Raw genomic sequence first — 25,855 nt, 5'->3', positions numbered from 1 at the left:
CAACGTGCGGAGCGGCCAGGCGCGTTGGCGGGCGCGCACACGGCCGTGTGCGCACGGGGGCGCGCGCCGGTCGGGCGCGGTGGCGGCCGGCCCCGCCGGCCCGGGCGTTTCGGTCGCCCGCCGGCCGCATGGGCGGCCCCTCGGGCGGGTACTCGGCGGCGGCACATCTGTCGGTGCCCCCTGGAGGTGGAGCATGAAGCGGACCCGAGTGGTGATCGTCGGAGCGGGATTCGCCGGATACCGGGCCGCCCGGGCCCTGAACCGGACCGCGCGACGACACGTCGAGGTGGTCCTGCTCAACCCCACCGACTACTTTCTCTACCTCCCGCTGCTGCCCCAGGTGGCCGCCGGGGTCCTGGAGCCGCGGCGGGTCAGCGTCTCGCTGACCGGGACCCTGCCGCACTCCCGGCTGGTGCTGGGCGAGGCGACGCGGGTGGACCTCGACGCCCGCACCGTGCACTACCGCGACCCCGAGGACCGGCCCGGCGAGCTGGGCTACGACATGCTGATCCTCTCCGTCGGCAGCGTGAACCGGCTGTTGCCCATCCCCGGCGTCGCCGAGCACGCCCACGGCTTCCGGGGCCTGCCGGAGGCGCTCTACCTGCGTGACCACGTGGTGCGGCAGCTGGAGATGGCGGCCCACGAGCCCGACCCGGAGGAGCGAAGGGCACGGGCGACGTTCGTCGTCGTCGGCGCCGGCTACACGGGTACCGAGGTCGCCGCGCAGGGCGCGATGTTCGCCGACGCGGTGATGCGCGCCGAACGCCCGGGGGAGTGGGTCAAGCCCCGGTGGCTGCTGCTGGACATCGCCGACCGGGTCCTGCCCGAGCTGGACGAACGGCTCGGCGGGACAGCGGACCGGGTGCTGCGCCGCCGAGGCGTCGACGTGCGCATGGGCATGTCGATCAAGGAGGCCACCCGCGACGGGGTGCTGCTCGACGACGGCGAGTTCGTCCCCTCCAGGACGCTGGTGTGGTGCGTCGGGGTGCGCCCCGACCCGCTCGTGGCCGACCTGGGCCTGGACACCGAACGCGGCCGGCTGGTGGTGGACAGCCATCTGAACGTGCCGGACCACCCCGAGGTCTTCGCCGCCGGTGACGCGGCGGCCGTGCCCGACCTGACCAGGGAGGGCCAGTTCACCCCCATGACCGCGCAGCACGCCTGGCGACAGGGGAAGACGGCGGCCCGCAACGTGGCGGCCCGGCTCGGCCTCGCCGAACGACGCCCCTACGAGCACCACGACCTGGGCTTCGCCGTCGACCTCGGCGGAGTGCAGGGCGCGGCCAACCCGCTGGGCGCGGCGCTCTCCGGCCCGCTGGCCGGGGCGGTGACCCGCGGGTACCACCTGATGTCGATGCCGGGGAACCGCGTGCGGGTCGGCGCGGACTGGCTGCTGGACGCGGTGCTGACCCGGCAGACGGTGCAGCTGGGCATGGTCCGCTCCGGTTCCGTCCCGCTGGACACGGCCTCGCCGGAGCTGGCCCGCGTCTTCCGCGCCGACCATCCCTGACGGCGGCCGTTCCCCGGGCACGGCGGGCCGTTCCCGCGCCCCTCACAGGGCCGCTACCGCCGGCGTCGGCCGGCGCCTGACCGACCACGCCCACACCCCCGCCCGGGGCGCGGGGCACCCCGGGGCTCACCCACCGCCGTGCCGCACCCGGCGACCCGCCTCACCGGGATCCGCCTGACCGGGATCCGCCTGACCGGGATCCGCCTGGCGGGGACCCGCCTGACCGGGGGGATCGCGCAGCGCGGCCAGCGCCGCCAGCAGCTCCGTCGGGGGCGCCGACTCGTGCAGCGTCACGTGGGGCGAGCGGTAGGGCAGGCTTCGGCCGGTGTCCAGGCAGACCACCGGGGTGCCCAGCGCCGCCGCCAGTTGGGTCGGGCCGGTCGAGCGGGCGACGAGCGCGGTGGCGCCGGCCAGCACCCCGGCGAGGCGCGGCAGCCCGGTGCGTCCGCCCAGGTCGCAGCCGTGGCGGCCGGCGACCCGCCGGGTCAGCTCCCGTTCGTCGGCGTCGCCCGTCACCATCACCCGGTGCCCGGCCTCGGCGAGCGCGGCGACGACCCGCTCCGCGTCGGCCGAGGACCAGGAGCCGCCGGGGTGGACCACCAGGTACGGAGCCGGCCCGGTCAGTTCCTCGGCCGGCTCGTGGCCGGTGACGGCGAGCGCGCCGTCGTCGCTCGGGGGCGGGGGGAAGCCGGCCACCCGCGCCAGGTCGAGGGCGGCCTCCGCCTCGTGGCGGCGCTCCGCCCTGCGATGGCGCAGCTGGAGCAGCCGGTCGGGCCCCGGCTCGCAGTCGGCGGCCACCCACGGCACCCCGGCCAGCCGCGGCAGCAGGGCGGCCGGCAGCGGGCTCCGCCCGTGCGAGGCGAAGACCAGGGCCCGCTCGAAGCGCCGGGCGGCCAGCCGTTCCACCAGCTCGTTCACCGTGGAACGTCGCACGCCCGGCGGCGAGAGGCAGATCTCGGGCGCGTCGTAGACGCACACCTCGTCCACGCCGGGCAGCAGCCGGCCGGCCGCCGCGCCGCGCGGGCCGCACAGCAGCGTGGTGTGCGAGGAGCCGGCCGCCACCGCCCGGACGGCCGGGCCCGTCAACAGCACGTCGCCGGCGCCGTCGAGCCGCACCAGCAGGGTGCGGGGGGCTGCGCTCATGGCCGCCCGAGTTGCCCGATCGGGCCGGCGCAAACGGGCGCGGCGCGGACCGTCCCACACCGAGCGGCCGGCCGCCCCTCCGGGGGGTGACCGGCCGCTCGGCCGACGGTCTCGCCGGCCCGTTACCCGCGGGCCTCGGCGGTCTGCGGCTCGCGCCGCGTGGTGGCGGTGGCCGCCGTGTCCGGTGGAACGGTCTCGCCGATCTCCGCGCGCACCCGCTCGCAGGCGCGGTTGAGCAGCCGCGACACATGCATCTGCGAGATGCCCAGCTGGGCCGCGATCCTGCTCTGCGTCATGCCGTGGAAGTACCGCAGATAGAGAATGTGCCGTTCCCGTTCCGGCAGCGCGCGCAGCGGGCTGCGCACCGCCTCCCGGTCCACCACCCGGTCGAAGCCGGGTTCCGGGCTGCCCAGGGTGTCCAGCAGCGAGTAGTCGCCGTCGGCGCCCGGCAGTTCGGCGTTGAGGGACAGCGTGCTGTAGCTGTCCAACGCCTCCAGGCCGGTCTTGACCTCGTCCTCGGTCAGGCCGCTGTGCTCGGCCAGCTGCGCCACGCTTGGCCCCCGGTCGTCCAGCCGGAAGCTGAGCTGCCGCGCCGAGGCCCGCACCCGGTTGCGCAACTCCTGGGTCCTGCGGGGCACGTGCAGCCCCCACATGTGGTCCCTGAAGTGACGCTTCACCTCGCCCACGATGGTGGGCACGGCATAGCTCTCGAACGGGCGTCCCCGGCCCGGGTCGTAGCGGTGGACCGCCTTGACCAGTCCGAGCGCCGCCACCTGTTCCAGGTCCTCAAGCGCCTCGCCCCGGTCCCTGAACGTGCGGGCCAGGCGGTCGGCCATCGGAATCCAGGCGCAGACGACTTCCCGGTACAGCGCCTCGCGTTCGGGGCAGGGCGGCAGTTCCGCGATGCGTTGGAACTGCCGGCTGGTATCCGGTGCGTCGTCGTGCGGATGGCGTTTTCTACGGGGGCGTGCTGGCGTATTCATTCCATGCTCTCCCAGGTGAGGGTGGGCGTGCGATTCCGCTCTGAAACTCGCCACGGGAAGAGACCGCTGTTTCTCAGTCTGCACGCGAAAACGCCGAGCCACATCTCGGGAAAGCGGAGGCGGGGGGAGCGCGGTGCCCGCACGGGGAAAAGCCGGAGAACGCGAGGGAACGCGGGGAACGCGGGGAACGCGGGGAAAACGGCCGGCGGGTGGTTATCCGGCACGCCTACCGGTTACCCGGCCGAGCGATCCGAACACCGGGGAGACCACCCAGCGAGAGAGGAGAAGGCCGTGACCTATGGCGACTTCATGGCCACCGTCAGGGAACGCGGCGACTACGCCGCCGACGAGGCCGAACAGATCGTGGACGCCGTGATCGCCACCCTCGGCGAACGGCTGCCGCCCGCCTCGGCCGGGCACCTGGCCGACCAGCTGCCGACGCCGCTGGCCGACATCATCGACGGTGCCGGAGCGGCGCCCCGCACCTGGGGCGTCTCGGAGTTCGTCGTCCAGGTCGCGGAGGAGACCGAGCAGGACGAGGAGAGCGCGGAACAGGACACCAGGGTCGTGTTCTCGGTGATCGCCGACCAGATCTCAGGCGGTGAGATGAACAAGCTGATCAGCCAGCTGCCGGCCGGCTACGCCGACCTCTTCGGCCACGTGGAGCTGAGCTGACCCGGCCGGGCGCCGGCCCGACCGGGCCGGGCGCTCACGGGTGGCGCCACTCGTCCGTGGGCAGCGCGGAGGCGCCGATCGGGCCCATCCGCAGCATCCCGCCGTCCACCGGCCAGGAGGCCCCGGTCACATAGCTGGCACGGTCGCCGGCGAGGAACGCGATCACCTCGGCGACCTCCCGCGCGTCGCCGGGGCGCCGCAGCGGGATACCGGGGCGCTCCAGGGTGTGCACGTCGACGTCCCGGTAGCCGTTCATCGGGGTGGCGATCTCGCCGGGGGCGACGGCGTTGACCCGGATGCCGTGCTCGGCCAGCTCCAGCGCCATCACGGAGGTCAACATCCCGAGGCCGCCCTTGGAGGCGCAGTAGGGGCCCGTGCCGACCCTGGGCTGGGTCTCGTGCACGCTGGTGACGTTGACGATCGCGCCGCCCTCGCCCTGGGCGATCATCCGGCGCGCCGCCCGCTGGGAGAGCAGCAGCGGACCCAGCAGGTTCACGTTCAACACCCGCTGGACCTCGGGCAGTTCGACGTCCAGTAGCGGGTGGGCGCCGCCGGTGCCCGCGTTGTTGACCAGGATGTCCCAGCGGTCGAACCGCGCGGCCAGCTCCTCGACGACGTCGGCGGCCTCCTCGGGCCGCCGGAGGTCGACCTCGGCGGTCTCCGCCCGCCGCCCCTCGGCCCGCACCTCGGCGGCGGCGGACTCGGCGCCGGCCGCGTCGCCGAACCACGCGATCCCGACATCCACCCCCTGCCGCGCCAGGGCGACGGCCGTCGCCCGGCCGATGCCCGAGTTCGCCCCCGTGACCACGGCGACCCGGCCGGCCGACTCGTTGCCCTCGCTCATGCTGTTCTCCCGATGCTCGCCGTTGCTCTCGCCGTACTCGCCGTACTCGCCGTGCTCGTGTGCGCCCCGCGCGTTGACTCCCTACCCTCGCGCGGGCCGTGCGAGCGCGGCGCGTGGGGGCTTGCCGGGGCGCGCGGGGCGTGGCGGGCGCGCTGGTTTACGCCCCGGCGGGGCGGATACTCGCGCGCCATGAGCGATCAGCTGCCCTCCCAGGCCGAGGGGGAACGCGACCCGGACCTCCCCGACGGGGCCGACCCCGAGGACGAACGGGAGCGCAGCGGCCACGACCACCCCCGCCAGACGCCCTCCCAGGCGGAGGGCGAGCGGATGGACGACCGCCCCGACGAATGACGCTGCCGCTTGGCTTTCGGGGTCTCTGACCCGCGGCCCCGTTCTGCCGGTGGGTGGCTTGGGTGGTTGTCGCGTGCACCCGGGTGCGTGGTTGCTCGCGCAGTTCCCCGCGCCCCTGGTTTGGTCGTGGTGGGCGTCGGCGGTCAGCTGCGGGTACACGCTGGGTCGGTGACGGCCTTGGGGGCGCGGGGAACTGCGCGGTGCATGGGTGGCGGGGCGCGGTCGACTACGGTCCTTGCCGGCCCGGGTGGGTTGTCGTCCTCGCCCCGGCGCGGGGTTGCTCGCGCAGTTCCCCGCGCCCCTTGAGGGGGTCGGCGTTCGCGGTCAGCCGCGGGAGGTGTGGCCGACGAGTTCCGCGAGGACGTCCTCCATCGTCACGAAGCCCAGCAGCGTGCCGCGTTCGTTGACCACCGCCCCCAGATGCGTCTCCGCCGCCCGCATCGCCGTCAGGACGTCGTCCAGCCTGGTGTCCAGCCGCACCTGCACCACCGGGTGCAGGGCGCGGCGCGGGAACGGGCGGTCCCGGTCGCGGTCCGGCGCGGCCAGCGCGTCCTTGACGTGGAGGAAGCCCAGCACCGTGCGTCCCGGACCGGTCACCGGCATCCGCGAGTACCCGGAGGTGGCCGAGGCCGACTCCAGCTGACGCGGGGTCACCCGGTGCCCCACCGTCACCATCCGCCCCGTCGACACCATGATCTCGGTGACCGTCCGGCTCCCCAACTCCAGTGCGTCCCGCAGCCGTTCGCTCTCCTCGGCGGCCAGCAGCCCGGCCGCGTTGGAGTCGGCGACCATCTCGGCCAGCTCCATCTCGGTGAAGACCGAGGTCACCTCGTCCCTCGGCTCCACCCGCAGCAGCCGCAGCAGCAGGTTCGCGAACGAGTTGATCCCGAAGATCACCGGCCGCAGCGCCCGGGTCAACCCCACCAGCGCCGGCCCCAGCAGCAGCGCCGTGCGCTCCGGCGCTGCCAGCGCGATGTTCTTCGGCACCATCTCGCCGAAGAGCATGTGCGCGTAGGTCGCCACCGACAGCGCGATGGCGAACGAGATCGGGTGCACCAGCCCGTGCGGCACGTGCGCCGCGTCGAAGAGCGGCTCCAGCAGGTGCGCCATCGCCGGCTCGGCCACCGCGCCCAGCACCAGCGACATCGCCGTGATCCCCAGCTGCGCCGTCGCCATCATCGCCGACAGGTGGCGCAGCGCCCACAGCACCGTCGCCGCGCCCCGTTCGCCCGCCTCGGCGCGCGGCTCGATCTGGTCCCTGCGGACCGAGATCAACGCGAACTCGGCGCCCACGAAGAACGCGTTGACCAGGATGGAGAACGCGCCCAGCGTCAGTTGCAGCACGGTCATCGCGGCTCACCCCCCTGCGGCCTGGCCGCGTCCTCGGGCGCGGTGACCGCCACCCGCTCCGCGCGGTGGCGGGCCGTCAGCAGCACCGTCAGCCGCCAGCCGTCGACCTCCACCGTGTCGCCCTCCTCCGGAATCCGCGCCAGCTCGGTCGCCAGCAGCCCGGCGACCGTCTCGTAGGGGCCGTCGGGCACGGTCAGCCCGATCGCCGCCAACTGGTCCAGCCGGGCGCTGCCGCCCGCCTCCCAGCGGCCGGGGCCGGTCCGCGCCAGGTCGGGGGTCTCCGCCGGGTCGTGCTCGTCGCGCACCTCGCCGACGACCTCCTCCACGATGTCCTCCAACGTGACCACGCCGGCCGTCCCCCCGTACTCGTCGACCACCACGCCCAGCGAACGTGTCCCGCGCAGCCGCTCCAGCAGCCGGTCGACCGGCAGGGAGTCGGGCACCAGAACGGCGTCCGTCAGCAGCGCGAGCACGGGGGTCTCGGCCCGCCGGCCGCGTTCGACGGCCAGCACGTCCTTGATGTGGACGCTGCCCGCGACCTCGTCCAGGCCGTTCTCGTAGACGGGGAACCGCGAGAGGCCGGTCTCCAGGGTGAGCGCCGCCGCGTCGGCCGCCGTCGCCGTCGCCGGCAGCGCCCGCACGTCGACCCGGGGCGTCATCACGTTCTCCGCCGTCAGCTCCGCCAGGTGCAGGGTCCGCACGAACAGCTCGGCCGAGTCCCTGGGCAGCACGCCCTCGGCCGCCGAGTGCCGGGCGAGCGCCACCAGCTCCTGCGGGGTGCGGGCCGAGGCCAGCTCCTCGGTCGGCTCCACGCCGAACGCCCGCACCAGCCGGTTGGCCATCTCGTTCAGATGCCGGATGAACGGGGCGAACGCGGCGGTGAAGAGCCGCTGCGGGGCCGCGATGGTCCGCGCGACCGGCACCGGCCTGGAGATCGCCCAGTTCTTCGGCACCAGCTCGCCGACGACCATCAGCACCACCGTCGAGATGACCACGCCCAGCGCCACGGCCAGCGTGGAGGCCAGCGAAGGCGACAGGCCGGTGCCCTCCAGCGGGCCGCGCAGCAGCCGCGCCACCGACGGCTCGGCGAGCATCCCGATCACCACCGAGGTCACCGTGATCCCCAGCTGCGCCCCGGAGAGCTGGAACGTCAGCTGGCGCACGGCGCGCACCGCGCCCGCGGCCCCCTTCTGCCCCTCGCGCGCCGCCCGCTCCAGCTGGCCACGCTCCACCGTGGTCAGCGAGAACTCGGCGGCGACGAAGACCGCGCAGGCCAACGTCAGGGCCAGCGCCACACACAACAGCACCACTTCCGTCACCGGGTCATCCTCTCCTCGGACCGGCTCACACCGTCGGATGTTCCGCGTTTGCCCGCTTCGCGCCCGGGTACTCGGCGCGGCGCCCACGCGCGGTGGACCGCGTGGCGTGCCCCGTGCAGCGAGGAGCCGCCCGGATGGACGTGGACCCCTTCGTCGCGGCCGAGCCCTCGGCCGACGGCGACGCACTGCTGGTGACCCTCGGGTCGGGGCGGACGGTGCGCGTCACGCCGACCGTTCCGCTGCCCGGCGTGCTGCGGCTGCGGTCGGCCAGGCCCGCGAGACGGGACGACGACAGCCCCATGCTGGTGCCGCTGGAGGAACACCCGGCCACCCTCACCCGAACGCCGGACGGCGTGGAGATCAGCGGACCCGAGGTGCGGGCCCACTGGGACGCGGGGGTGGCGGACGGGGTGGTGCAGGGGCTGCGGTTCGGCACGTACGCCCGGTTCGCCACGCCCGAGGCCGACACCGTGCCGCATCCGGCGGGCTACCGGCCGGCCGGCGACGGGCAGCCCGCCGGATGGCTGGAGACCGTGCACCTGGCGCCGGACGCCGCGGTCTACGGCGGCGGCGAGAGCTACCAGGGCATCAACCTGCGCGGCCGTCGGCGCGAGCTGCGCAACACCGAGCAGAACCGGGACGGCGGCCGGGACTCGGCCTATCTCAACATCCCGCTGCTCTGGTCCGACGCCGGCTGGGGCCTCTTCGCCCACACGGGTGCCCAGGTCGTGGCCGACATCGGCGCCACCCACTCGGAGGCGCTGCTGCTGCGGATCGACGGCGAGGACCTGGACCTCTTCCTGCTCGCCGGCGACGCGCCCACCGTGCTCGCCCGCTATCTGGCGCTCACCGGTCGGCCGCGCGCCCTCCCCGAGTGGGCGTTCGGGGTGTGGATGAGCCGCAGCTCCTACTTCACGGCCGACGAGGTGGTGGAGACCGTCGACGAACTGCGCCGCGCCGACTGCCCGGTGGACGTGATCCACGTCGACGAATGGCTGGACCAGTCGGTGCTGGACGACCCCACCTGGTCGACGGAGGCCGACCGCTCCCGCTTCCCCGAGGGCTGGGCGCGGCGGCTCGCGGAACGCGGGGTGCGACTCAGCCTGTGGATCAACCCCTATGTGCGGCGGGACAGCCCACTGGGCCGGGAACTCGCCGCCAGGGGCTACCTGGTGCGCGACGCGCGCGGCGAGCCGGTGGCCGTGGCCGACGAGGCGGCGGCCTCCCCGGTCGACTTCACCCACCCGGAGGCGCGCGAGTGGTGGTGCGAACGGCTCGCCGCCACGCTGCGCACCGAGCACAACGCGGCGGTGCTCGCCGACTTCGGAGAGGAGATCCCCGACGACGCGGTCTTCGCCGCCGGCTATCTGGGCGCCGACTGGCACAACACCTACGGGCTGATCTACCAGGACACCGTGCACGAGGCGGGCCGCAGGGCGCGCGGCGGGGACTTCGTCGCGGTCTCCCGCTCGGGGACCGCCGGCTCGCAGCGCGACCCGGCCCACTGGGCCGGCGACCTGCCGTCCACCTGGTCGGGGATGGTCTCCACGCTGCGTGCCGTGCTCTCCATGGCGCTGAGCGGATGCTCTGTCATCACCCATGACGCGGGTGGTTTCTGGACACCCGCGTCGTACCGGAGGGCCGGGGAGCTGCGTGCCACGATGACGCCGGACGCGGTGGAGGCCGACGTGGACCCGGAACTGTACGCGCGCTGGGCGCAGTGGGCGTCGTTCTCGGCCCTGACCCGCTTTCACGGGATGGGGCGGCGGGAGCCCTTCGCCTACCCCGAGCCGTTCGCGTCCGCCGCGATCGCCGCCTGCCGGCTGCGGCAGCGGATGCGGCGCTATCTGGTGGCCTCCGCCGAGTCGGCGGTCGGCGGGCTGCCGCTGGTGTGGCCGATGCCGTTGGCGTACCCCGGTGACCGGATCGCGCGGGACGCCTGGGACCAGTATCTGCTGGGCAGGGACGTGCTGGTCGCCCCGCTGCTCGAACCGGGCGGCGCGCGGCGGCTGTGGGTGCCGGAGGGGGAGTGGACCGGGCTGGTCGGCTGCCCGACGCTGGTCGGTCCCGGCTGGCACGAAGTGCGGTGCGGCATCGACCAGTTCCCCGCGTATGTCCGCGCGGAGCGCGGACCCGAGGCGGTGCTGTCCTGACGGACAGCGTGGCGACGGGGGTTGGTCGACTGCGGTGCCGCGCCGGCAAGGCGGGTGGTCGGGTGCGGGCCGGTGGTGGGTTGCTCGCGCAGTTCCCCGCGCCCCTGGGTTGGTTTGGGCTGGTGTGGTTGGTATCTGTGCTGCTGGTCGGTGGCGGCCTGAGGGGGCGCGGGGAACTGCGTGAATGCTGGGTGGCGGGGGTTGGTCGACTGCGGTGCCGCGTTGGTGAGGTGGGTGGTCGGGTGCGGCCCGGTGGTGGGTTGCTCGCGCAGTTCCCCGCGCCCCTGGGTTGGTTTGGGCTGGTGTGGTTGGTATCCGTGCTGCTGGTCGGTGGCGGCCTGAGGGGGCGCGGGGAACTGCGCGAATGCTGGGTGGCGGGGGTTGGTCGACTGCGGTGCCGCGCCGGCAAGGCGGGTGGTCGGGTGCGGGCCGGCCGCTAGGCCACTTCGTGGCCCAGGATCTCCGACAGGTGGTCCAGCAGCCGCAGCGCCGCCTCGGGGATGACCGTTCCCGGGGGGAAGACCGCGACGGCGCCCGCCTCGTGGAGGGCGGGGATGTCGGCCGGCGGGATGACGCCGCCGACGACGATGCCGATGTCGTCGCGGCCGGCCGCGTCCAACTCCTCGCGCAGCGCCGGCACCAGCGTCAGATGGCCGGCGGCGAGCGAGGAGACGCCGACGAGGTGGGTGTCGGCCTCGACGGCCTGCCGGGCGACCTCGGCCGGCGTCTGGAAGAGCGGGCCGACGTCGACGTCGAAGCCGAGGTCGGCGAAGGCCGTCGCGATGACCTTCTGTCCCCGGTCGTGGCCGTCCTGGCCCATCTTGGCGATCAGGATGCGTGGACGGCGCCCCTCGGCCTCGGCGAAGGCGTCGACCCGGGTGCGCGCGGTCTCGATGGCGGAGGAGGCTCCTGCCTCGTGTCGGTACACCCCGGAGATCGTACGGACATCCCCGGTGTGGCGGCCGTACACCTTCTCCAGGGCGTCGGAGATCTCGCCGACGGAGGCGTGCGCGCGGGCGGCGGCGACGGCGTGTTCCAGGAGGTTGCCCTCGCCCTCGGCGGCGCGGGTGAGGGCACGCAGCGCGTCCTGGCAGGCGGCCTCGTCGCGGTCGGCGCGCAACTTCCGCAGCTTCTCGATCTGTTGCGCGCGCACCGAGGTGTTGTCGACCTTGAGCACGTCGATGGCCTGGTCCTCGGCGACCTGGTACTTGTTGACGCCGATGACGGGCTGCCGCCCGGAGTCGATGCGCGCCTGGGTGCGGGCCGCGGCCTCCTCGACGCGCAGCTTGGGGATGCCGGCGTCGATCGCCCTGGCCATGCCGCCGGCCTGCTCGATCTCCTGGATGTGGCCCCAGGCGCGGCGCGCCAGGTCGGCGGTGAGGCGTTCCACGTAGGCCGAGCCGCCCCACGGGTCGATGACCCGCGTGGTGCCGGACTCCTGCTGCAGCAGGATCTGCGTGTTGCGGGCGATGCGGGCGGAGAAGTCGGTGGGCAACGCCAGCGCCTCGTCGAGGGCGTTGGTGTGCAGCGACTGGGTGTGGCCCTGGGTGGCGGCCATCGCCTCCACACACGTGCGGGTGACGTTGTTGAAGACGTCCTGCGCGGTCAACGACCAGCCCGAGGTCTGCGAATGGGTGCGCAGCGACAGGGACTTCGGATTCTCGGGCCCGAACTGGTCGACCAGCCTGGCCCACAGCAGCCGGGCCGCGCGGAGCTTGGCGATCTCCATGAAGAAGTTCATGCCGATGCCCCAGAAGAACGACAGCCTCGGCGCGAACGTGTCCACGCCCAGACCCGCCTCCTGACCGGCGCGCAGATACTCGACGCCGTCGGCCAGCGTGTACGCCAGCTCCAGGTCGGCGGTCGCTCCGGCCTCCTGGATGTGGTAGCCGGAGATGGAGATCGAGTTGTAGCGCGGCATGTGCCGGGAGGTGAACGCGAAGATGTCGGAGATGATCCGCATCGAGGGGCCCGGCGGGTAGATGTAGGTGTTGCGGACCATGAACTCCTTGAGGATGTCGTTCTGGATGGTCCCCGCCAGCTTCTCGCGGGGAACGCCCTGCTCCTCGGCGGCCACGATGTACAGCGCCAGCACCGGCAGCACCGCGCCGTTCATGGTCATCGACACCGACATGCGGTCCAGCGGGATGCCGTCGAAGAGCTGCCGCATGTCCAGGATCGAGTCGATCGCCACCCCCGCCATGCCGACGTCGCCCGTCACCCGCGGGTGGTCGGAGTCGTAGCCGCGGTGGGTCGGCAGGTCGAACGCGACGGACAGGCCCTTCTGCCCGGCCGCCAGGTTGCGCCGGTAGAACGCGTTGGACTCCTGCGCCGTGGAGAAGCCCGCGTACTGCCGGATGGTCCACGGCTGGTTGACGTACATCGTCGGGTACGGGCCGCGCAGGAACGGCGCGGTGCCCGGGTAGGTGGCGAGGAAGTCCAGGCCCGCCAGGTCCTCGTCGGTGTACAGCGGTTGGACGTCGATGCCCTCGGGGGTGTGCCAGGTCAGGTCGTTCACCCCGTGCCCGGTCCGCTCCTTGACGGTCGCCGCCCACACCTCATCCTGACCGGGGCCCGCCGGCGGCGGGTCGCCCAGCTCGACGGTGGAGAAGTCGGGGATCTCGCTCATCACGCCACTCCCATCGTTTCCAGCGCCGCCTGGAGCACCGCGACCGCGTCGCCGCCGGCGAAGACCAACTCGTCCACGCCGTCCGGTGGTTCCGGTAGCCGCCCGGCCAGATAGACCCGCCGCGCGCCCGCCGCCACCAAGGCGCCGGCGACCTCCGCCGCGCTCTCCGCGTAACCGGCGTCCGCGCCGCACAGACACGCCACCGAGGCCCCGCTCTCGGCGAACGCCCCGGCCACCGTGGCGGCGTCGACCGGTCCTTCCGGGCGGACCGGCTCGATCCCGCCGGCCTGGAACAGGTTGGCCGCGAACGTCGCCCGCCCGGTGTGCGCCGCGACCGGCCCCAGCGTGGCGAGGAAGACTCTCGGCCGCCGCCCCTCCGCCGCCAGGTGCGCGTCCGCGCGCGCCCGCAGCGCCTCGAACGCGTCGTCCCGCCGCACCGACGGCAGCCCGCCGCCCGGCCGTTCCGGGCCCGGCTCCCGCGCCAGCGGCTCCTCGTCCAGGGCGGGGAACTCGCTGACGCCGGTGACCGGCTCCCGCCGGGTCGCCAGCCGCCGCGACCGTTCCCGCCAGGTGGCGGCGACCCGTTCCTCCACCAGCCCCGAGTCCAGCGCGGCGGCCATCCCGCCGGCCGCCTCGATCTCCCGGAACCACGCCCAGCCCGCCTCGGCCAACTCCCGCGTCAGCGACTCCACATACCAGGAGCCGCCCGCCGGATCGACCACCCGCCCCAGATGCGACTCCTCGACCAGGATCACCGACGTGTTGCGCGCGATCCGCCGCGAGAACCCGACCGACTGCCCCAGCCCCTCGTCGAACGGCAGCACCGTCACCGCGTCCGCGCCGCCCACCCCAGCGGCCAGCCCGGCCACCGTGGTGCGCAGCATGTTCACCCACGGGTCGCGGCGCGCCATCATCACCCGCGACGTCACCGCGTGCTGCCGCTGCGCCCCCGCCTCGCCCGTGGCGCCGCACACCTCGGCCACCCGGCCCCACAACCACCGGGCCGCCCTGAGCTTCGCGATCCCCAGGAACTGGTCAGCGTCCACCGCGTAACGGAACTCCAGCTGCCGCAGCGCCTCCTCGACGGGCAGCCCGCCGTCCACCAGCGCCCGCACGTACGCCACCCCGACCGCCAGCGAACACCCCAACTCCTGCCCGGCCGAGCCGCCCGCCTCGTGGAACGGGGTGCCGTCCACCACCAGCGCCCGCATCCGCGGATACCCGCGGGCGCACTCCACGGCCAGCGCCACCGCGTCGTCCAGCGCCACGCGTGCGCCCGTGCGCGCCCGCACGCCCAACGGGTCGGCACCCAGCACCCCGAGCGCCGCCTCGGGCGCCACGCCGCGCGCGTCGAGCAGCGCGAGGAAGGCGCGCGCCGCCTCCGCGTACCCCGCGCCCGCGTCCAGCACCACCGGCGCCAGGTCCAGCAGCACCCCGTCCAGCGCCTCGGGCAGCTCCGCCACCGGCACCCCGCCGTCGCCGACCGCCACCCACAGCGCCGCCACACCGAGTTCCAGGTCGGTGCGGAGAGCCTCGTTCAACTTCGCGGCCACCGGCTGCGCGTGGTGCTGCCGGATCTCCCAGCCGCCCATCAGCGGCCCCTCGGGCCGTCCGCCGCGCAGGAACGGCGCGGCGCCGGGGAAGCCGGTCCCGCCGGGGGGCGCGTTCTCCGCCGTGTACAGCGGCAGGGTGCGCACGCCCTCCTCCAGCCGTGTCGACAGCCTCGACTCGGCCTCCTCACCGGAGAGTTCGCCCGCGCCGGCCTTCTTCAGCACGCCGGCCGCGAGGGAACGCCACCGCTCACGGTCGCCGGCGGGGAAGCCGGCGGCCAGGGTCAGGTCGTCCTCGGAAGGTACCGTCAGCTCCATCGCTTCGTGCTTTCGTGTGAGAGGTACGGGAACGGGCGTCCACTCGCAGAGTTCAGACCAGTGGCCTAAAGAGTTCCTGAACGGGCTTCTCGGGCCGGTACGAGGATGCCCCGGCGCGGTCTTCGTCGGGTCACGGGGGCGCCAGGCCGAGGGCCTCGGGCGGCACCTCGCGGTCGCAGCGGGCTCGCGAGGCGGCCACCAGCAGGGAGTTGGGCAGGTCGTTGTCGTCGATCCAGGCGCGGGTCGCCACCGAGGAACGGCCGTGGTGGCGGTGACGGTCCACCAGCCGCGCGTCGCGCAGCGCCTCCGGGGCGTCCACGTACCAGAGCCGGTCCATCCACGCCCGCGCCTCGCGCCAGCCGGGGGCGTCCAGCGCCAGGTAGTTCCCCTCGGTCACCACCAGCCGCGCCTCGGCCGGTACCACGTGGCGGGCCGCCACCGGCTCGTCCAGCGCGCGGTCGAAGTCCGGCACGTAGACCGCCTCCCGGCCGGCCGCCGCCACCAGCCTGGCCAGCAGTGCCGCGTAGCCGTACGCGTCGAAGCTGGGCTCGGAGCCCTTGCGGGAGCGCAGCCCGAGCCGGTCGAGCTGGGCGTTGGAGAGATGGAAACCGTCCAACGGCACATAGGCCGCCACGTTGCCGAGCGCCGCCACCAGCGATCTGGCCAGCGTCGACTTCCCGGCCGCCGGCGGGCCGGCCAGGCCGAGCACGGCCCGGCCGCGCTCCGGCACGAGCGCCCGGGTCTCCTCGGCCAGTGAGGTGGAATCCATGGGCATCAGCGTAAGTTAATGAGCGTTCGCTCGTCAGTACGGTCTTTCGGGCAACCTCGCGGCGGCCGGATCGCGGTCGGGGCGCGCCCCGCGCCACGAGGGCTGCCGCAGGCGCCCCTCGCGTGTCCAGGCGCGGAAGGCCACCTCGCCGACCAGCCGGGGCTCCACCCAGCGCGCCACCCGGGTCCGCGCGGTCGGCAGCCGTTCGGCGAACGGGCTGTCCGCGCGGGACAGCCCCGCCAGCCTGACGCCCAGATCGGCCAGCACCGCCTCGCTGAAGCCGCTGCCCACGTGACCGACGTAACGCAGCAGCCCGTCCTCGTCGAACGCGCCGACCAGCAGTGACCCGACGGTTCCCGCACGGTGACCGGAGCCCGGCTGCCAGCCGCCGACGACCACCTCGACCGTGCGCACCAGCGGCGTCTTCACCCAGCGGGGGGAGCGGCGGCCCGGCTGGTAGGGGGCGTCGAGCCGCTTGGACATCAGCCCCTCCAGCCCGTGCGCCTCCGCGACCCGCAGCAGCTCCTCGGGGTCGGCCTCGGCGCCCGGGTGCGAGGGCGGCACCGCGATCCGCCCCGCCGGGTCGGTCGGCAGCGCCTCCAGCGCCGCGCGGCGCCGGCGGTAGGGCAGGTCCAGCAGCCGCTCGCCGTCGAGGAGCAGCAGGTCGAACGCGAAGAAGACCACCGGCACCTCGGCCAGCAGCGCGCGGCCCGGGTGGCGCCGCTGGTGGCGGCGTTGCAGCCGGCCGAAGTCGGGGCCGCCGTTCGGGCCGAGCGCCACGATCTCGCCGTCGAGCACGGCGCTGCGGCCGGCCAGCGGGCCGGGGCCCGCCTGGGTCAGCTCGGGGTAGGTCGGGGTGAGGTCGTTGCCGTTGCGGCTGGTCAGCCGCGTCTGCCCGTCGGCCGCGACCCGCAGGCAGCAGCGGTAGCCGTCCCACTTCCACTCGTAGGCCCACCGCGCGCCGGCCGGCGGCCGGCCGTCGACCGCCAGCATCGGCGCGACGGCGTCGGGCACGGCGGGGGGCGGCTCGGTTTCCTTGGTCACCCCTCCAGTACACGCGGGCGACGCCCCATCCACCACCGGCCTTGCCGGCCGGGCTGGGGTGTCGTCCCCGGCCCGGTGGGTGGTTGCTCGCGCAGTTCCCCGCGCCCCTGGTGTGGTGGGCGTGGTCGGTCAGGTGTGGGTTCAGCTTCGGCAGGTGGCGGCCTGCTTGGGGGCCCGGGGAACTGCGCGAATGCTGGGTGGCGGGGGTTGGCCGACTATGCACGTGCGTGGCCTGGGTGGGTTGTCGGCGTGAGCCCGGCATTGGGTCGCTCGCGCAGTTCCCCGCGCCCCTGGTGGGGGTGGGCGTGGTCGGTCAGGTGTGGGTTCAGCTTCGGCAGGTGGCGGCCTGCTTGGGGGCGCGGGGAACTGCGCGAATGCTGGGTGGCGGGGGTTGGCCGACTATGCACGTGCGTGGCCTGGGTGGGTTGTCGGCGTGAGCCCGGCATTGGGTCGCTCGCGCCGTTCCCCGCGCCCCTGGTGGGGGTGGGCGTGGTCGGTCAGGTGTGGGTTCACGCGAGGTCGGTGGCGGCCTGAGGGGCGCGGGGAACTGCGCGGTGCATCCGTGGCGAGGGTGCGTCGACAGCTCACGTGCGTGGCCTGGGTGGGTTGTCGGCGTGAGCCCGGTGGCCGGTCGCTCGCGCCGTTCCCCGCGCCCCATCGACGCCGGTGGGCGGCTCGGGGGTGCGGGGAACGTGGTCGACCACGGGACCGGCTGGTCCGGGCGGGTGGTCAGCCGATGGGGGTCCAGGCGAAGTCCACCTGGTCGCCCGCGCTCAGCTGGAACTGGCAGCCGCCGACCGGGGTCGCCGTTCCGTTGACGGAGATCAGCCAGAAGTCGTCGGCGGTCTGGCTCTGGCCGTCGATCGTGGTCACCAGGTAGTCGTCGAAGGACGTGTACCAGACGCCGTCCCAGTCGAAGCCGTTGGCCGTCGCCGCGTCGTCCAGCGCGGCCGTCGGCGTCGCGCCGGGGGTGGCGTTGGCGCCGTTGTTGGTGCCGTCGCAGAGCTGGGCGCCGCCGGTGGCCGGGCTGACGACATGGCCGTCGGTGGAGACGTCGCCGTCGAAGAGCACGCCGTCCGGGCCGGTGACGGTCAGCGAGACGGCGATCTCCGCCGCGGCGGACACCCCGCCGTCGGCCTGAGCGGCGGGCGCCGTCGCGAGCAGGGCCAGGCCCAGGGCGGCGGTGACGGCGAGCGTGCGTCTGCGGGCGGTGTGGGAACGGGACATGGGTGATCTCTCCTCGTGCGCGGAAGGCGTGGAACAGGAAGCCGTGGAACAGGAAGGCGGGAAGGGGGGTGCTCGGGTGGGGCGGGAGCGCTCAGCTCGCGCGGCTGCGCCGGTGGCGGGCCACCGCCCACAGCGCGGCGCCGCCGGCCAGCAGCGCGGCGGCCCAGCCGGCGAGCGGCAGCGCCGAGGTGCCGGTGCTGGCCAGGTTGCCGCCGCCCGCGCCGCCGGTGGCGAGGCCGCCGTCGGAGCCGTCGGAGTCGCCGAAGGTGCTGCCGCCGTCCGAGAGGTCGCCCGAGGTGGACGCCGGGCCCGGCTCGTTGGGGTCGCCGCCCGGGGGCAGGTCGCCGTCCGCGTCGCCGCCGGCGCCGCCGTCCGTGCTCCCGTCGGCGCCTCCGTCGGAGCCTCCGGAGTCGCCGCCCGACGGGCCGCCGCTGGAACCGCCGGCGTCGGCGCCGGCGTCCGCGCCGGCGTCCGTGCCCTCTGCCGAGCCCTGGGTGCCGCCGCCCGAGCCGTCGTCGGGGGCGCAGTCGATCACGCCGGGCGCGGGGGAGGCGTTCGCGCCGTCGATCTCGCCCAGCGGCACCTCGGCCAGCGCCGGTATGACCTGGGCGGTGGCGCGCAGCGCCATCCCGTCGATGACCGGGTCCATGTAGCCGACGCCGCCCCGGTCGGCGGCGGGCGCGGCGCAGCCGGCCTGGAGGGTGCGCAGCCAGGCCAGGCCGTCGGCCGCCGCCTGGTCGCGACCGCCGGCGAGCAGGGCCTGCACGGCCAGCGCGGTGGAGTTGGAGTTGGGCGCGCTGCTGGTGTTGTAGCCGAAGCCGCCGTTCTCCTGCTGCTGGCCCTCCAGCCAGTCCAGCGCGGGCTTCGCTTCGGCGCCCTGGCCGGCGTCCACCAGGGCCTGCACGGCCATGCCGGTGGAGTCGGTGTCGGCGTTGCAGCGGTCCGGGTTGCGGCTGAGCGACAGCGGGAAGCCGCCGGTCTCGCAGCGGGTCGAGGCCAGGAAGTCGACCGCCAGGTCGGGGAGTTCGCCGCTGCGGCGCAGCGCCAGCACCGCGAGGGACTGGCTGAACTGGTTGGACATGTCGCCGGTGGGTGCCGCGTCGGTGAAGCGGCCGTCCTCGTTCATCCGCTCCCGCAGCATCCCGGTGAGGTCCAGGCCGCCGAAGTCGCCCGGGTCGCGGTGCTGGATGGAGGCGACCAGCGCCAGCTTGGCGGTGCCGCCCGCGTTGACCGCGTCGGCGCCGCCGCGCCGGGCGTAGTCGGCGGCGTGGGCGGCGAGCCAGTCGGTGGCGCGGTCGGCCGCGTCGCCCGCGGTGCCGCTGGCGGCGAAGCCCATCACCAGGTCGGCGGTCAGCCCGTGGTCCTCCGAGGCGTGGGTGCCGTCGGTGAGCTGCTCGACCGACCAGGCCGCCGCCGCCTCGGCGGGTGCGTTCAGCTCGGGCGGCGCGTCGGCCACGGCGGCGACGGGCGCCAGCAGCGCGCCCGTCAGCACGGCCCCGGAGGCCAGCGCCGCGGCGCGGCGCCACGGTCTGCCGCGCCGGCTCCCGGTCTCCTGGTCAACGACGGTGTGGGTCATGGGCGTTCACGTTCCTTCTGCGGGGATGCGGTACTCGGCGCCCGGTCGGGGACCGGCCGGGCGACGGTCTTCGGAGTGTGCGCGGGGGCGGGCCCCCGGGCGGGCTTCGGTGGGACGAACGAGACGGGCGCGTCGAACGCGGCGCGCCGCGCGGCCCGGCGCAGCGTCACCAGGACCGCCGGGCCCAGCACGGCGATCGCCGCCGCGTTGGTCAGGGCGCGGCCGGTGTCCCAGCCGAGGCTGGAGGTGGCGAGCGTGTAGAGGGCGAACGTGCGGAGGTTGGTCAGCGGCCCGGCCTCGGGGTCCATCGACAGCTGCGTGCCGTCGTCGACGGCGAACGGCCAGAACCACAGGTTCATGAAGAAGCCGAACGCGTAGGCGCTGACCACCCCGTACCCGGCGAGCAGCGCGATCTCGGCGCGGCCGGTGACCCGGCGGGGCAGCAGCCCGGCGCCCAGGCCGACCCAGCCGGCCGCCATCATCTGGAACGGCAGCCAGGGTCCGATGCCGGCGGTCAGCAGCGCGGAGGCGAAGAGCGAGACGGTGCCCAGGGCGAAGCCGAAGCCCGGCCCGAAGACCCGCCCGGCGAGCACCAGCAGGAAGAAGACCGTCTCGATGCCGGCCGTGCCGGCGCCCAGCGGGCGCAGCGCCGCGTTGACGGCGGCCAGCACGCCGAGCAGCGCGAGGGTCTTGGGGTCGATGCCGCCCTCGGAGATCTCCGCCAGCACCACGGCGAGGATCACCGGCAGCAGCAGCACGAAGAGCAGCGGCGCCTGGTCGGCGTGGGCCACGGGCTGCGGGTCCGGTGGCACCAGCAGCGGCCAGCAGAACATGGCGAGCCCGATCAGGCTGGCCAGCGCCAGCACCAGGGCGGCGCGCGGGCCGACCCGCAACGCCGTGGCGTGGCCCGGGAGTTCGAGACGGCTCACGGCGCCACCGCCGATCCGGCCAACGAGCGCCTCACCTGATCGGCCGTCAGCCACGGCTCGGGCCGCAGCACCTTGGCGACCTGGGGGGCGAACGAGGGGGAGGAGCAGACCACTTCGGCCGTCGGGCCGTCCGCCACCAGGTCGCCGTCGGCCAGCACCACCACCCGGTCAGCGGTGGCGGCGACGAACTCCACGTCGTGGGTGGCGATCATCACCGTGCGGCGGCCGTCGGCGGTCAGCTCGCGCACCAGCGCGCCGAACGCCCGCTTGGCGTCGTAGTCCAGTCCCCTGGTCGGCTCGTCCAGCAGCAACACCTCGGGCTCGGAGGTGAGTTGGATGGCGAGCACCAGCGCGAGACGCTGCCCCTCGGAGAGGTCGCGCGGATGGGCGGCGTCTCCGATGCCGGGCGCCATCCGGTCCAACAGGGCGCGGCAGCGCCCCGGTTCGGCGGAGGACTCGGTGTCCGCCTGCGCGCACTCGGCGGCGACCGTCTGGAGGTAGAGCAGGTCGGCGGCGCTCTGCGGAACGAGTCCGACCAGCTTTCTGGCCTCCGCCGGCTCCCGTTCGCCCGGGTCCTCGCCCCCCACGCGCAGGGTGCCCGCGCGGCGGGGGCCCGATCCCTGGAGCGCCCACAGCAGCGAGGACTTGCCGGCGCCGTTCCGCCCCATCAGCGCGGTCACCTCGCCGCCGAACAGGTCGAGGTCCACCTCGCGCACCGCGACCTTCCGGCCGTAGGCGACGCTGACGCCCTTCGCCACCAGCGCCGCCGGCGCGGCGGGCCGCGCGGCGGGCGGGGGCGGCGGGCGCTCGGCGAGCCGGCGGCGCAGCGCGGGCGCGTGCCGCCGCGCGTCCCGCACCGACAGCGGCGGCGGGCTCCACCCGGCGACCCGGCCCAACTCCACGACGGGCGGCGCGACATCCATCTCCGGCAGCAGCTCCCGCGGGGGGCCGTCGCGGACCGTGCCGTCGCCCGGGAGATACAGCAGCCGGTCCGCGTACTGGAGGACCCGCTCCATCCGGTGCTCGGCGATCAGCACCGTGGTGCCCAGGTCGTGCACCAGCCGCAGCACGGCGGACAGCACCTCCTCGGCGGCCGTGGGGTCCAGCGCCGAGGTCGGCTCGTCCAGCACCAGCACCTGCGGGTGGGTGGTGAACACCGAGCCGATCGCGACCCGCTGCTGCTGACCGCCGGAGAGGGTGCGCAGCGCCCGGTGCCGCAGCTCGGCGATGCCCAGCAGGTCCAGGGTCTCCTCCACCCGCTTGCGCATCACCTCGGGCGGAACGGCCAACTGCTCCATCGCGTAGGCCAGTTCCTCCTCGACGGTGTCGGTGACAAAGCCGGCGAGCGGGTCCTGCCCCACCACGCCGACGAGCGAGGCGAACTCCTGCGGCGGGCGTTCCTCCGTCGACTGGCCCGCCACCGTCACCCGCCCCGCCAGCCGGCCGCCGGTGAACCGGGGCACCAGCCCGTTGACCGCGCCCAGCAGCGTCGACTTGCCGACACCGGTGCGCCCGGCGACCAGGCACAGCTCGCCCTCGGGCAGAGACAGCCGCACGTCGCGCAGCGCGGGCCGGGGCGTGTCCGGGTAGTGGAAGGTGACCTCGTCGAACTCGATCACGCCGGCACCTCCGAGGTCGGCGGGGGCGGGGTGAGATAGCCGGGCAGCAGGCCCAGCAGGATCGCCGCCAGCGGCAGCGCGGAGACCTCGGGCCAGCTCAGCGGCGTCAACGACGGGTAGATGTCCGCCGGGTCGATCTCCGTCGCCAGGTGCATCACCAGGGCCGCGGCCAACCCGCTGCCCACGGTGAGGAGTTCGGCGCCGCGCCAGCGGTCGGGCCGGTAGCCGGTGCGCCGCACCCGCCGGCCGCCGGCCGCCAGTCCGGCCACCGCGACGGCAAGCCCGCCCAGTAGCAGCGGCAGCCCCAGGGCCGGCGGCGCCGAGCCGTCCAGCAGCCCGTAGAGCCCCGCGCACACCCCCAGCAGCCCGCCGATCACCAGCGTCCCCACCAGCGCGCGCCGTCCGCCGGCCACCGCGCCGGTGCGCCCGTAGCCGCGCGAGGACATCGCCGCGGCCAGCGCCAGCGAACGGCTCAACGCGTCCTCCAGCACCGGGATCAGGATGCCGCGCACCGCGCGCCGCCCCCTGCCGACGCCGCCGCGCAGCCGCCGGGCGCGGCGCACCCGGCCGACGCTCTCCACCAGTTGGGGCGCCACGCTCAGCGCCACCACCACCGAGGTGCCGATCTCGTGCAGCGCGCCCGGCAGGGTCTTCAGCAGCCGCTTCGGGTTGGCCAGCGCGTTGGCCGCGCCGACGCAGATCACCATGGCCGCCAGCCGCAGCCCGTCATACGCGCCACCGAGCACCTCCTCGGCCGCCACCGGGCCCAGCAGCCGGATGCCGGCCGCCGCTTCGGGCAGCGGGATCTCCGGCAGGTTCACCAACACCGTCTCGCCGCCCCCGCCGCCGAAGACGATCCGGAAGAGGACGCGCACCACCACGATCACCGCGCCGAACAGCAGATACATCCGGAACGACAGCGCCCACGGCGCGTCCCCCCTGCGGCGCGCCACCACAAGTCCGGCCACCGCGATCAGACAGGCCAGCAGCAGCGGGTTGGTGGTGCGGCTGGCGACCACGGCAAGGCAGAGCGCCCACAGCCACCAGGCGCCCGGGTGCAGCGCCCGGGGCAGCGGCCCGGCGCCGCGCCGGACGCCCGGCACGGTCGCCGTCACCGTTCATCGGCCGGTCGCTCGTCGGCGCCCGCGCCGGCGGTGCTCGCGGCGGCGGCGCGACGCCGCCGCCAGGCGGTCAGTCCGCCGGCGCCCAGCAGCGCCACCAGCAGACCCAGGGTGGCGACGGTGCCGGCGGAGGGGCCGCCCGAGTCGTCGCGCGCGGCCGACTGCTCCTCGAACTCCTCGTCGGTGCCGCTCCATTCGGCGTCCTCGGTCGGCAGCGGCGCCGCCTCGGCCGACCGGTCGTCGTCGACGTCCTCGTCCGGCTCCTCGTCCGGCTCCTCCTCGGCCTCCTCCTCGCGTTCCTCGTCCTCCACGTCGCTCTCCGCGTCCGGAGGCAGCTCGCCCGCGTCCCCCGGGCCGCCGGGCGAGGAGCCGCCGCCCGCCGCGCCGCCGGGATCCGCGCCCGCGCCCGGCCCGCCGCTGTCGCCGCCCGCGCCGCCCTGGTCGCCACCCGCGCCTCCGGGGCCGTCGGAACCCCCGCCGTCCGAGGGCCGCCGCGCGGCCAGCCCCGGGGCGGGGGCCGAGCCCTCCTCCTGGTTCAACGAGAACGACCAGCCGTCGAAGCTGCCCTCCGGCGGGGTGCGGTAGGTCGCGCCGCGCTGGCTGTAGGTCCAGTTCTCGCCGTCGCCCGCGTGCCAGTACGACCAGTAGGCCGTCGACGGCGGGGTGTCCACGCACGGCTCGCTGTCCACGCCGGGGCGGCCGTTGATGCGGCAGATGAACGCGTCGCCCCAACGGTTGGTCCCGGCCACGGTGAAGCCCGCGTTGCGCAGTGCCGCGAGCCCGTCCGCCTGCGGCCCGTGCGCGCAGCGCACCACCCGTCCGCCGCCCAGCTCACGGAAGTCGACGACGACGGTCACGCCCGAGGCGTCCGGGCAGAAACCGGCGGAGCCGGCGGCCGGCCTGGCCAGCCCGGGGGCGGCGGAGGCGGGCGAGAGCGGGGCCAACAGGGCGGCCAGCAGCGCCAGCAGCGCACCGAGCGCGGCCGAGCCGACCGAACGGCGTGCCATCGAGGGACCTGACCTTTCCCAGGCCCGAGGCACGAAGCCCCGACGCACGCCCGGACATGAGAAACCCCGGCGCACGCGCGACGCGAGCGGCGGGGGTCGGCCAGCCGGGGGCTGTGGACTCCACGCTGCGAACCATGACAGTGAGAAGTGGAAACCACGCGGCGGCCGGGCGATCCGACTCACGGCGCCCCACGGGGCTCGCCGCACACGGTTGCAGGTCAGTGCCGGAATCCCACCGGACTTCCCCCGGACCAGTCGCGCTCAATTGTCCATCCGTCGTTGACGGAATCTCCCCAAGAGTAGAGAAAAAGCGTTCATCTGACCACCCTGGGAACGCGTGCCCGGCCAGGCGCCGGAGAAGACCGAACGGCCCGGCGCGCCCCACGGGGACGCACCGGGCCGTTCCACGGCTTTCAGTCACCCGGGAGGTGAACCGTCACTCGGCCCCGGACTCGGCGAAGGTCACCCGGTGCAGCTGCCCCGGCAGGTCGTTGACGACATACAGCTCGCCGTCCACGGTCTCGCCGAACGCGGACACCTGGGTCGGGAACTCGCCTATCACCGCGTCCTCGTAGCCGCCCGAGCCGTCGGCGCGCAGGCCCCAGACGGTGTTGGAGCAGTAGTCAGTCGCCACATAGGTGCCCTCGGCCAGGTCGGCGAACTCGGCGCCCCGGTAGACGTGTCCGCCGATCACGGCGCAGCCGTCGACGGAGGTGGCGTAGGTGAAGACCGGCTCCGTGAAGCTCGCGCCGTCCTCGCACTGACCCGGGTCGAACTCCTCGCCGCCCTCGCGGCAGGCCCAGCCGAGGTTGGCGCCGCCCTCGTCGGCCGCCAGGTGGTTGACCTCCTCCCAGGCGCCCTGCCCGACATCGCCGATCCACAGCGAGCCGTCGGCCGGGTCGAACGAGAACCGCCACGGGTTGCGCAGCCCGTACGACCAGATCTCGCCGCGCGCCTCGGCCTCGTCGACGAACGGGTTGTCCTCCGGTACGCAGTAGGCGAGTTCACCGCAGGACTGGCTCACGTCCAGCCGCAGGATGGTGCCGGCGAGCGTGTCCAGGCGCTGCCCGTTGCCGTCCGGGTCGCCGGCGCCGCCGCCGTCGCCCAGGCCCCAGTAGAGGAGGCCGTCGGGGCCGAACGCCAACTGGCCGCCGTTGTGGTTGGTCTGCGGGTGCTCCTCGCTCAGCAGCACCTCCAGCCCCTCGTCGGCCACCCCGTAGCGGGCCAGCGTCACGTCGCCGTCCGGCAGCGAGGTGTAGGCGAGATACAGCTCCTGGCTGTCGGCGAAGTCGGGGGCCACCTCGATGCCGAGCAGCCCGCGTTCGTTGCCCGACCCGTCGACCACGTCGGTCAGGTCGACCAACGGCTCCTCGGCGAGGCCGGTTCCGGGCTCGTAGGCCCGGACCACGCCCTCCTTCTCCGTGATGAACAGCCGGTCGGTGCCGTCGTCCGGCGCGGCCACGGCGGTGGGGCGGGTGAGCCCCTCGGCGACCTGCTCGGTCGAGACGGTGAGGTTCTCCAGCGGCACCGCCGCCGGCTCCGGCGACTCCTCGGCCGCGCCGGCCGACCAGGCCAGCGCGCCCAGCGGCGCGACGGCCACCAGTGTGCCGGCGGCCAGCAGCCGACCGGCCCGGCGCCGGGCGCGCGAGCCCTGGCCGTGCTGGGTGGGGTGACGTCGTGGCATGGCGGAACTCCCTGAACGTGGGGGACGGGGGACTTTCCTCGCGACGTGGGCGCC

At 74.9% G+C, this 25,855-nt stretch carries 20 protein-coding genes; 4 read left to right on the top strand and 16 right to left on the bottom strand.

The features are described 5' to 3' along the window. The first annotated feature begins 193 nt into the window (after positions 1–193). Complete coding sequence (locus FH715_RS12110) at positions 194–1,510, top strand: NAD(P)/FAD-dependent oxidoreductase (RefSeq protein WP_139644331.1); 1,317 nt, start codon at positions 194–196, stop codon at positions 1,508–1,510. Positions 1,511–1,636: 126 nt separating this feature from the next. Here the strand turns inward: FH715_RS12110 and FH715_RS12105 are convergent, their stop codons facing one another. Both FH715_RS12105 and FH715_RS12100 read right to left on the bottom strand, forming a co-directional pair. Further along, positions 1,637–2,653: a glycosyltransferase family 9 protein gene (locus FH715_RS12105; RefSeq protein ID WP_139644329.1), complete on the bottom strand. Its 1,017-nt coding sequence runs from the start codon at positions 2,651–2,653 to the stop codon at positions 1,637–1,639. A 122-nt stretch (positions 2,654–2,775) separates the two neighbouring features. Then, complete coding sequence (locus tag FH715_RS12100) at positions 2,776–3,636, bottom strand: SigB/SigF/SigG family RNA polymerase sigma factor (protein WP_139644327.1); 861 nt, start codon at positions 3,634–3,636, stop codon at positions 2,776–2,778. A 291-nt stretch (positions 3,637–3,927) separates the two neighbouring features. Between FH715_RS12100 and FH715_RS12095 the strand changes: the two genes are divergently transcribed. Beyond that, positions 3,928–4,311 (top strand): DUF2267 domain-containing protein, encoded by a 384-nt coding sequence (locus FH715_RS12095; RefSeq protein ID WP_139644325.1) that lies wholly within the window; start codon positions 3,928–3,930, stop codon positions 4,309–4,311. Between the two features lie 34 nt (positions 4,312–4,345). Here the strand turns inward: FH715_RS12095 and FH715_RS12090 are convergent, their stop codons facing one another. Beyond that, positions 4,346–5,155: an SDR family oxidoreductase gene (locus tag FH715_RS12090; protein ID WP_139644323.1), complete on the bottom strand. Its 810-nt coding sequence runs from the start codon at positions 5,153–5,155 to the stop codon at positions 4,346–4,348. 189 nt (positions 5,156–5,344) lie between these two features. Between FH715_RS12090 and FH715_RS28210 the strand changes: the two genes are divergently transcribed. Beyond that, on the top strand, positions 5,345–5,506 hold the full coding sequence (locus FH715_RS28210; RefSeq protein WP_170184708.1) for a hypothetical protein: 162 nt from the start codon (positions 5,345–5,347) through the stop codon (positions 5,504–5,506). A gap of 324 nt (positions 5,507–5,830) precedes the next feature. Here FH715_RS28210 and FH715_RS12085 read toward each other — a convergent pair whose 3' ends face one another. Both FH715_RS12085 and FH715_RS12080 read right to left on the bottom strand, forming a co-directional pair. After that, positions 5,831–6,856: a hemolysin family protein gene (locus FH715_RS12085; protein ID WP_139644321.1), complete on the bottom strand. Its 1,026-nt coding sequence runs from the start codon at positions 6,854–6,856 to the stop codon at positions 5,831–5,833. After that, entirely contained in the window at positions 6,853–8,175 is a 1,323-nt protein-coding gene (locus FH715_RS12080) for a hemolysin family protein (protein ID WP_139644320.1), read from the bottom strand. Before FH715_RS12080 ends, FH715_RS12085 begins: the two co-directional genes overlap by 4 nt. A gap of 134 nt (positions 8,176–8,309) precedes the next feature. Between FH715_RS12080 and FH715_RS12075 the strand changes: the two genes are divergently transcribed. Then, positions 8,310–10,328, top strand: coding sequence for a glycoside hydrolase family 31 protein (locus FH715_RS12075; RefSeq protein WP_139644317.1), 2,019 nt, complete (start codon positions 8,310–8,312; stop codon positions 10,326–10,328). Positions 10,329–10,764: 436 nt separating this feature from the next. Here the strand turns inward: FH715_RS12075 and scpA are convergent, their stop codons facing one another. From scpA to FH715_RS12020, 11 genes are all read right to left on the bottom strand, one after another. After that, on the bottom strand, positions 10,765–12,957 hold the full coding sequence (gene scpA / locus FH715_RS12070; protein ID WP_139644315.1) for a methylmalonyl-CoA mutase: 2,193 nt from the start codon (positions 12,955–12,957) through the stop codon (positions 10,765–10,767). Next, entirely contained in the window at positions 12,957–14,819 is a 1,863-nt protein-coding gene (locus FH715_RS12065) for a methylmalonyl-CoA mutase family protein (protein ID WP_139644443.1), read from the bottom strand. Before FH715_RS12065 ends, scpA begins: the two co-directional genes overlap by 1 nt. Positions 14,820–14,955: 136 nt before the next feature. Further along, positions 14,956–15,594 (bottom strand): nucleoside/nucleotide kinase family protein, encoded by a 639-nt coding sequence (locus FH715_RS12060; protein ID WP_139644312.1) that lies wholly within the window; start codon positions 15,592–15,594, stop codon positions 14,956–14,958. Between the two features lie 33 nt (positions 15,595–15,627). Then, entirely contained in the window at positions 15,628–16,638 is a 1,011-nt protein-coding gene (gene ligD, locus FH715_RS12055) for a non-homologous end-joining DNA ligase (RefSeq protein ID WP_246108706.1), read from the bottom strand. 729 nt (positions 16,639–17,367) lie between these two features. After that, positions 17,368–17,865, bottom strand: a complete 498-nt coding sequence (locus FH715_RS12050; RefSeq protein ID WP_139644311.1) for a DUF4430 domain-containing protein — start codon at positions 17,863–17,865, stop codon at positions 17,368–17,370. A 91-nt stretch (positions 17,866–17,956) separates the two neighbouring features. Next, positions 17,957–19,441 (bottom strand): prenyltransferase/squalene oxidase repeat-containing protein, encoded by a 1,485-nt coding sequence (locus FH715_RS12045; RefSeq protein WP_139644309.1) that lies wholly within the window; start codon positions 19,439–19,441, stop codon positions 17,957–17,959. Continuing rightward, complete coding sequence (locus FH715_RS12040) at positions 19,438–20,370, bottom strand: ECF transporter S component (RefSeq protein ID WP_139644307.1); 933 nt, start codon at positions 20,368–20,370, stop codon at positions 19,438–19,440. The genes FH715_RS12045 and FH715_RS12040 overlap by 4 nt, the downstream gene beginning before the upstream one ends. Beyond that, positions 20,367–21,989: an ABC transporter ATP-binding protein gene (locus FH715_RS12035; protein WP_139644305.1), complete on the bottom strand. Its 1,623-nt coding sequence runs from the start codon at positions 21,987–21,989 to the stop codon at positions 20,367–20,369. The genes FH715_RS12040 and FH715_RS12035 overlap by 4 nt, the downstream gene beginning before the upstream one ends. Beyond that, complete coding sequence (locus tag FH715_RS12030; RefSeq protein ID WP_139644303.1) at positions 21,986–23,104, bottom strand: CbiQ family ECF transporter T component; 1,119 nt, start codon at positions 23,102–23,104, stop codon at positions 21,986–21,988. Before FH715_RS12030 ends, FH715_RS12035 begins: the two co-directional genes overlap by 4 nt. Continuing rightward, entirely contained in the window at positions 23,101–24,117 is a 1,017-nt protein-coding gene (locus FH715_RS12025) for a hypothetical protein (RefSeq protein WP_139644301.1), read from the bottom strand. The genes FH715_RS12030 and FH715_RS12025 overlap by 4 nt, the downstream gene beginning before the upstream one ends. Before the next feature lie 436 nt (positions 24,118–24,553). Then, positions 24,554–25,801: a PQQ-dependent sugar dehydrogenase gene (locus FH715_RS12020; protein ID WP_139644299.1), complete on the bottom strand. Its 1,248-nt coding sequence runs from the start codon at positions 25,799–25,801 to the stop codon at positions 24,554–24,556. Between the last annotated feature and the right edge of the window lie 54 nt (positions 25,802–25,855).

The organism is Streptomyces sedi (assembly GCF_006335015.1).
Lineage (GTDB): Bacteria > Actinomycetota > Actinomycetes > Streptomycetales > Streptomycetaceae > Streptomyces > Streptomyces sedi.
The sequence above is the reverse complement of the archived record's forward strand: the minus strand, read 5'-3'. Positions and strand labels throughout refer to the sequence as shown.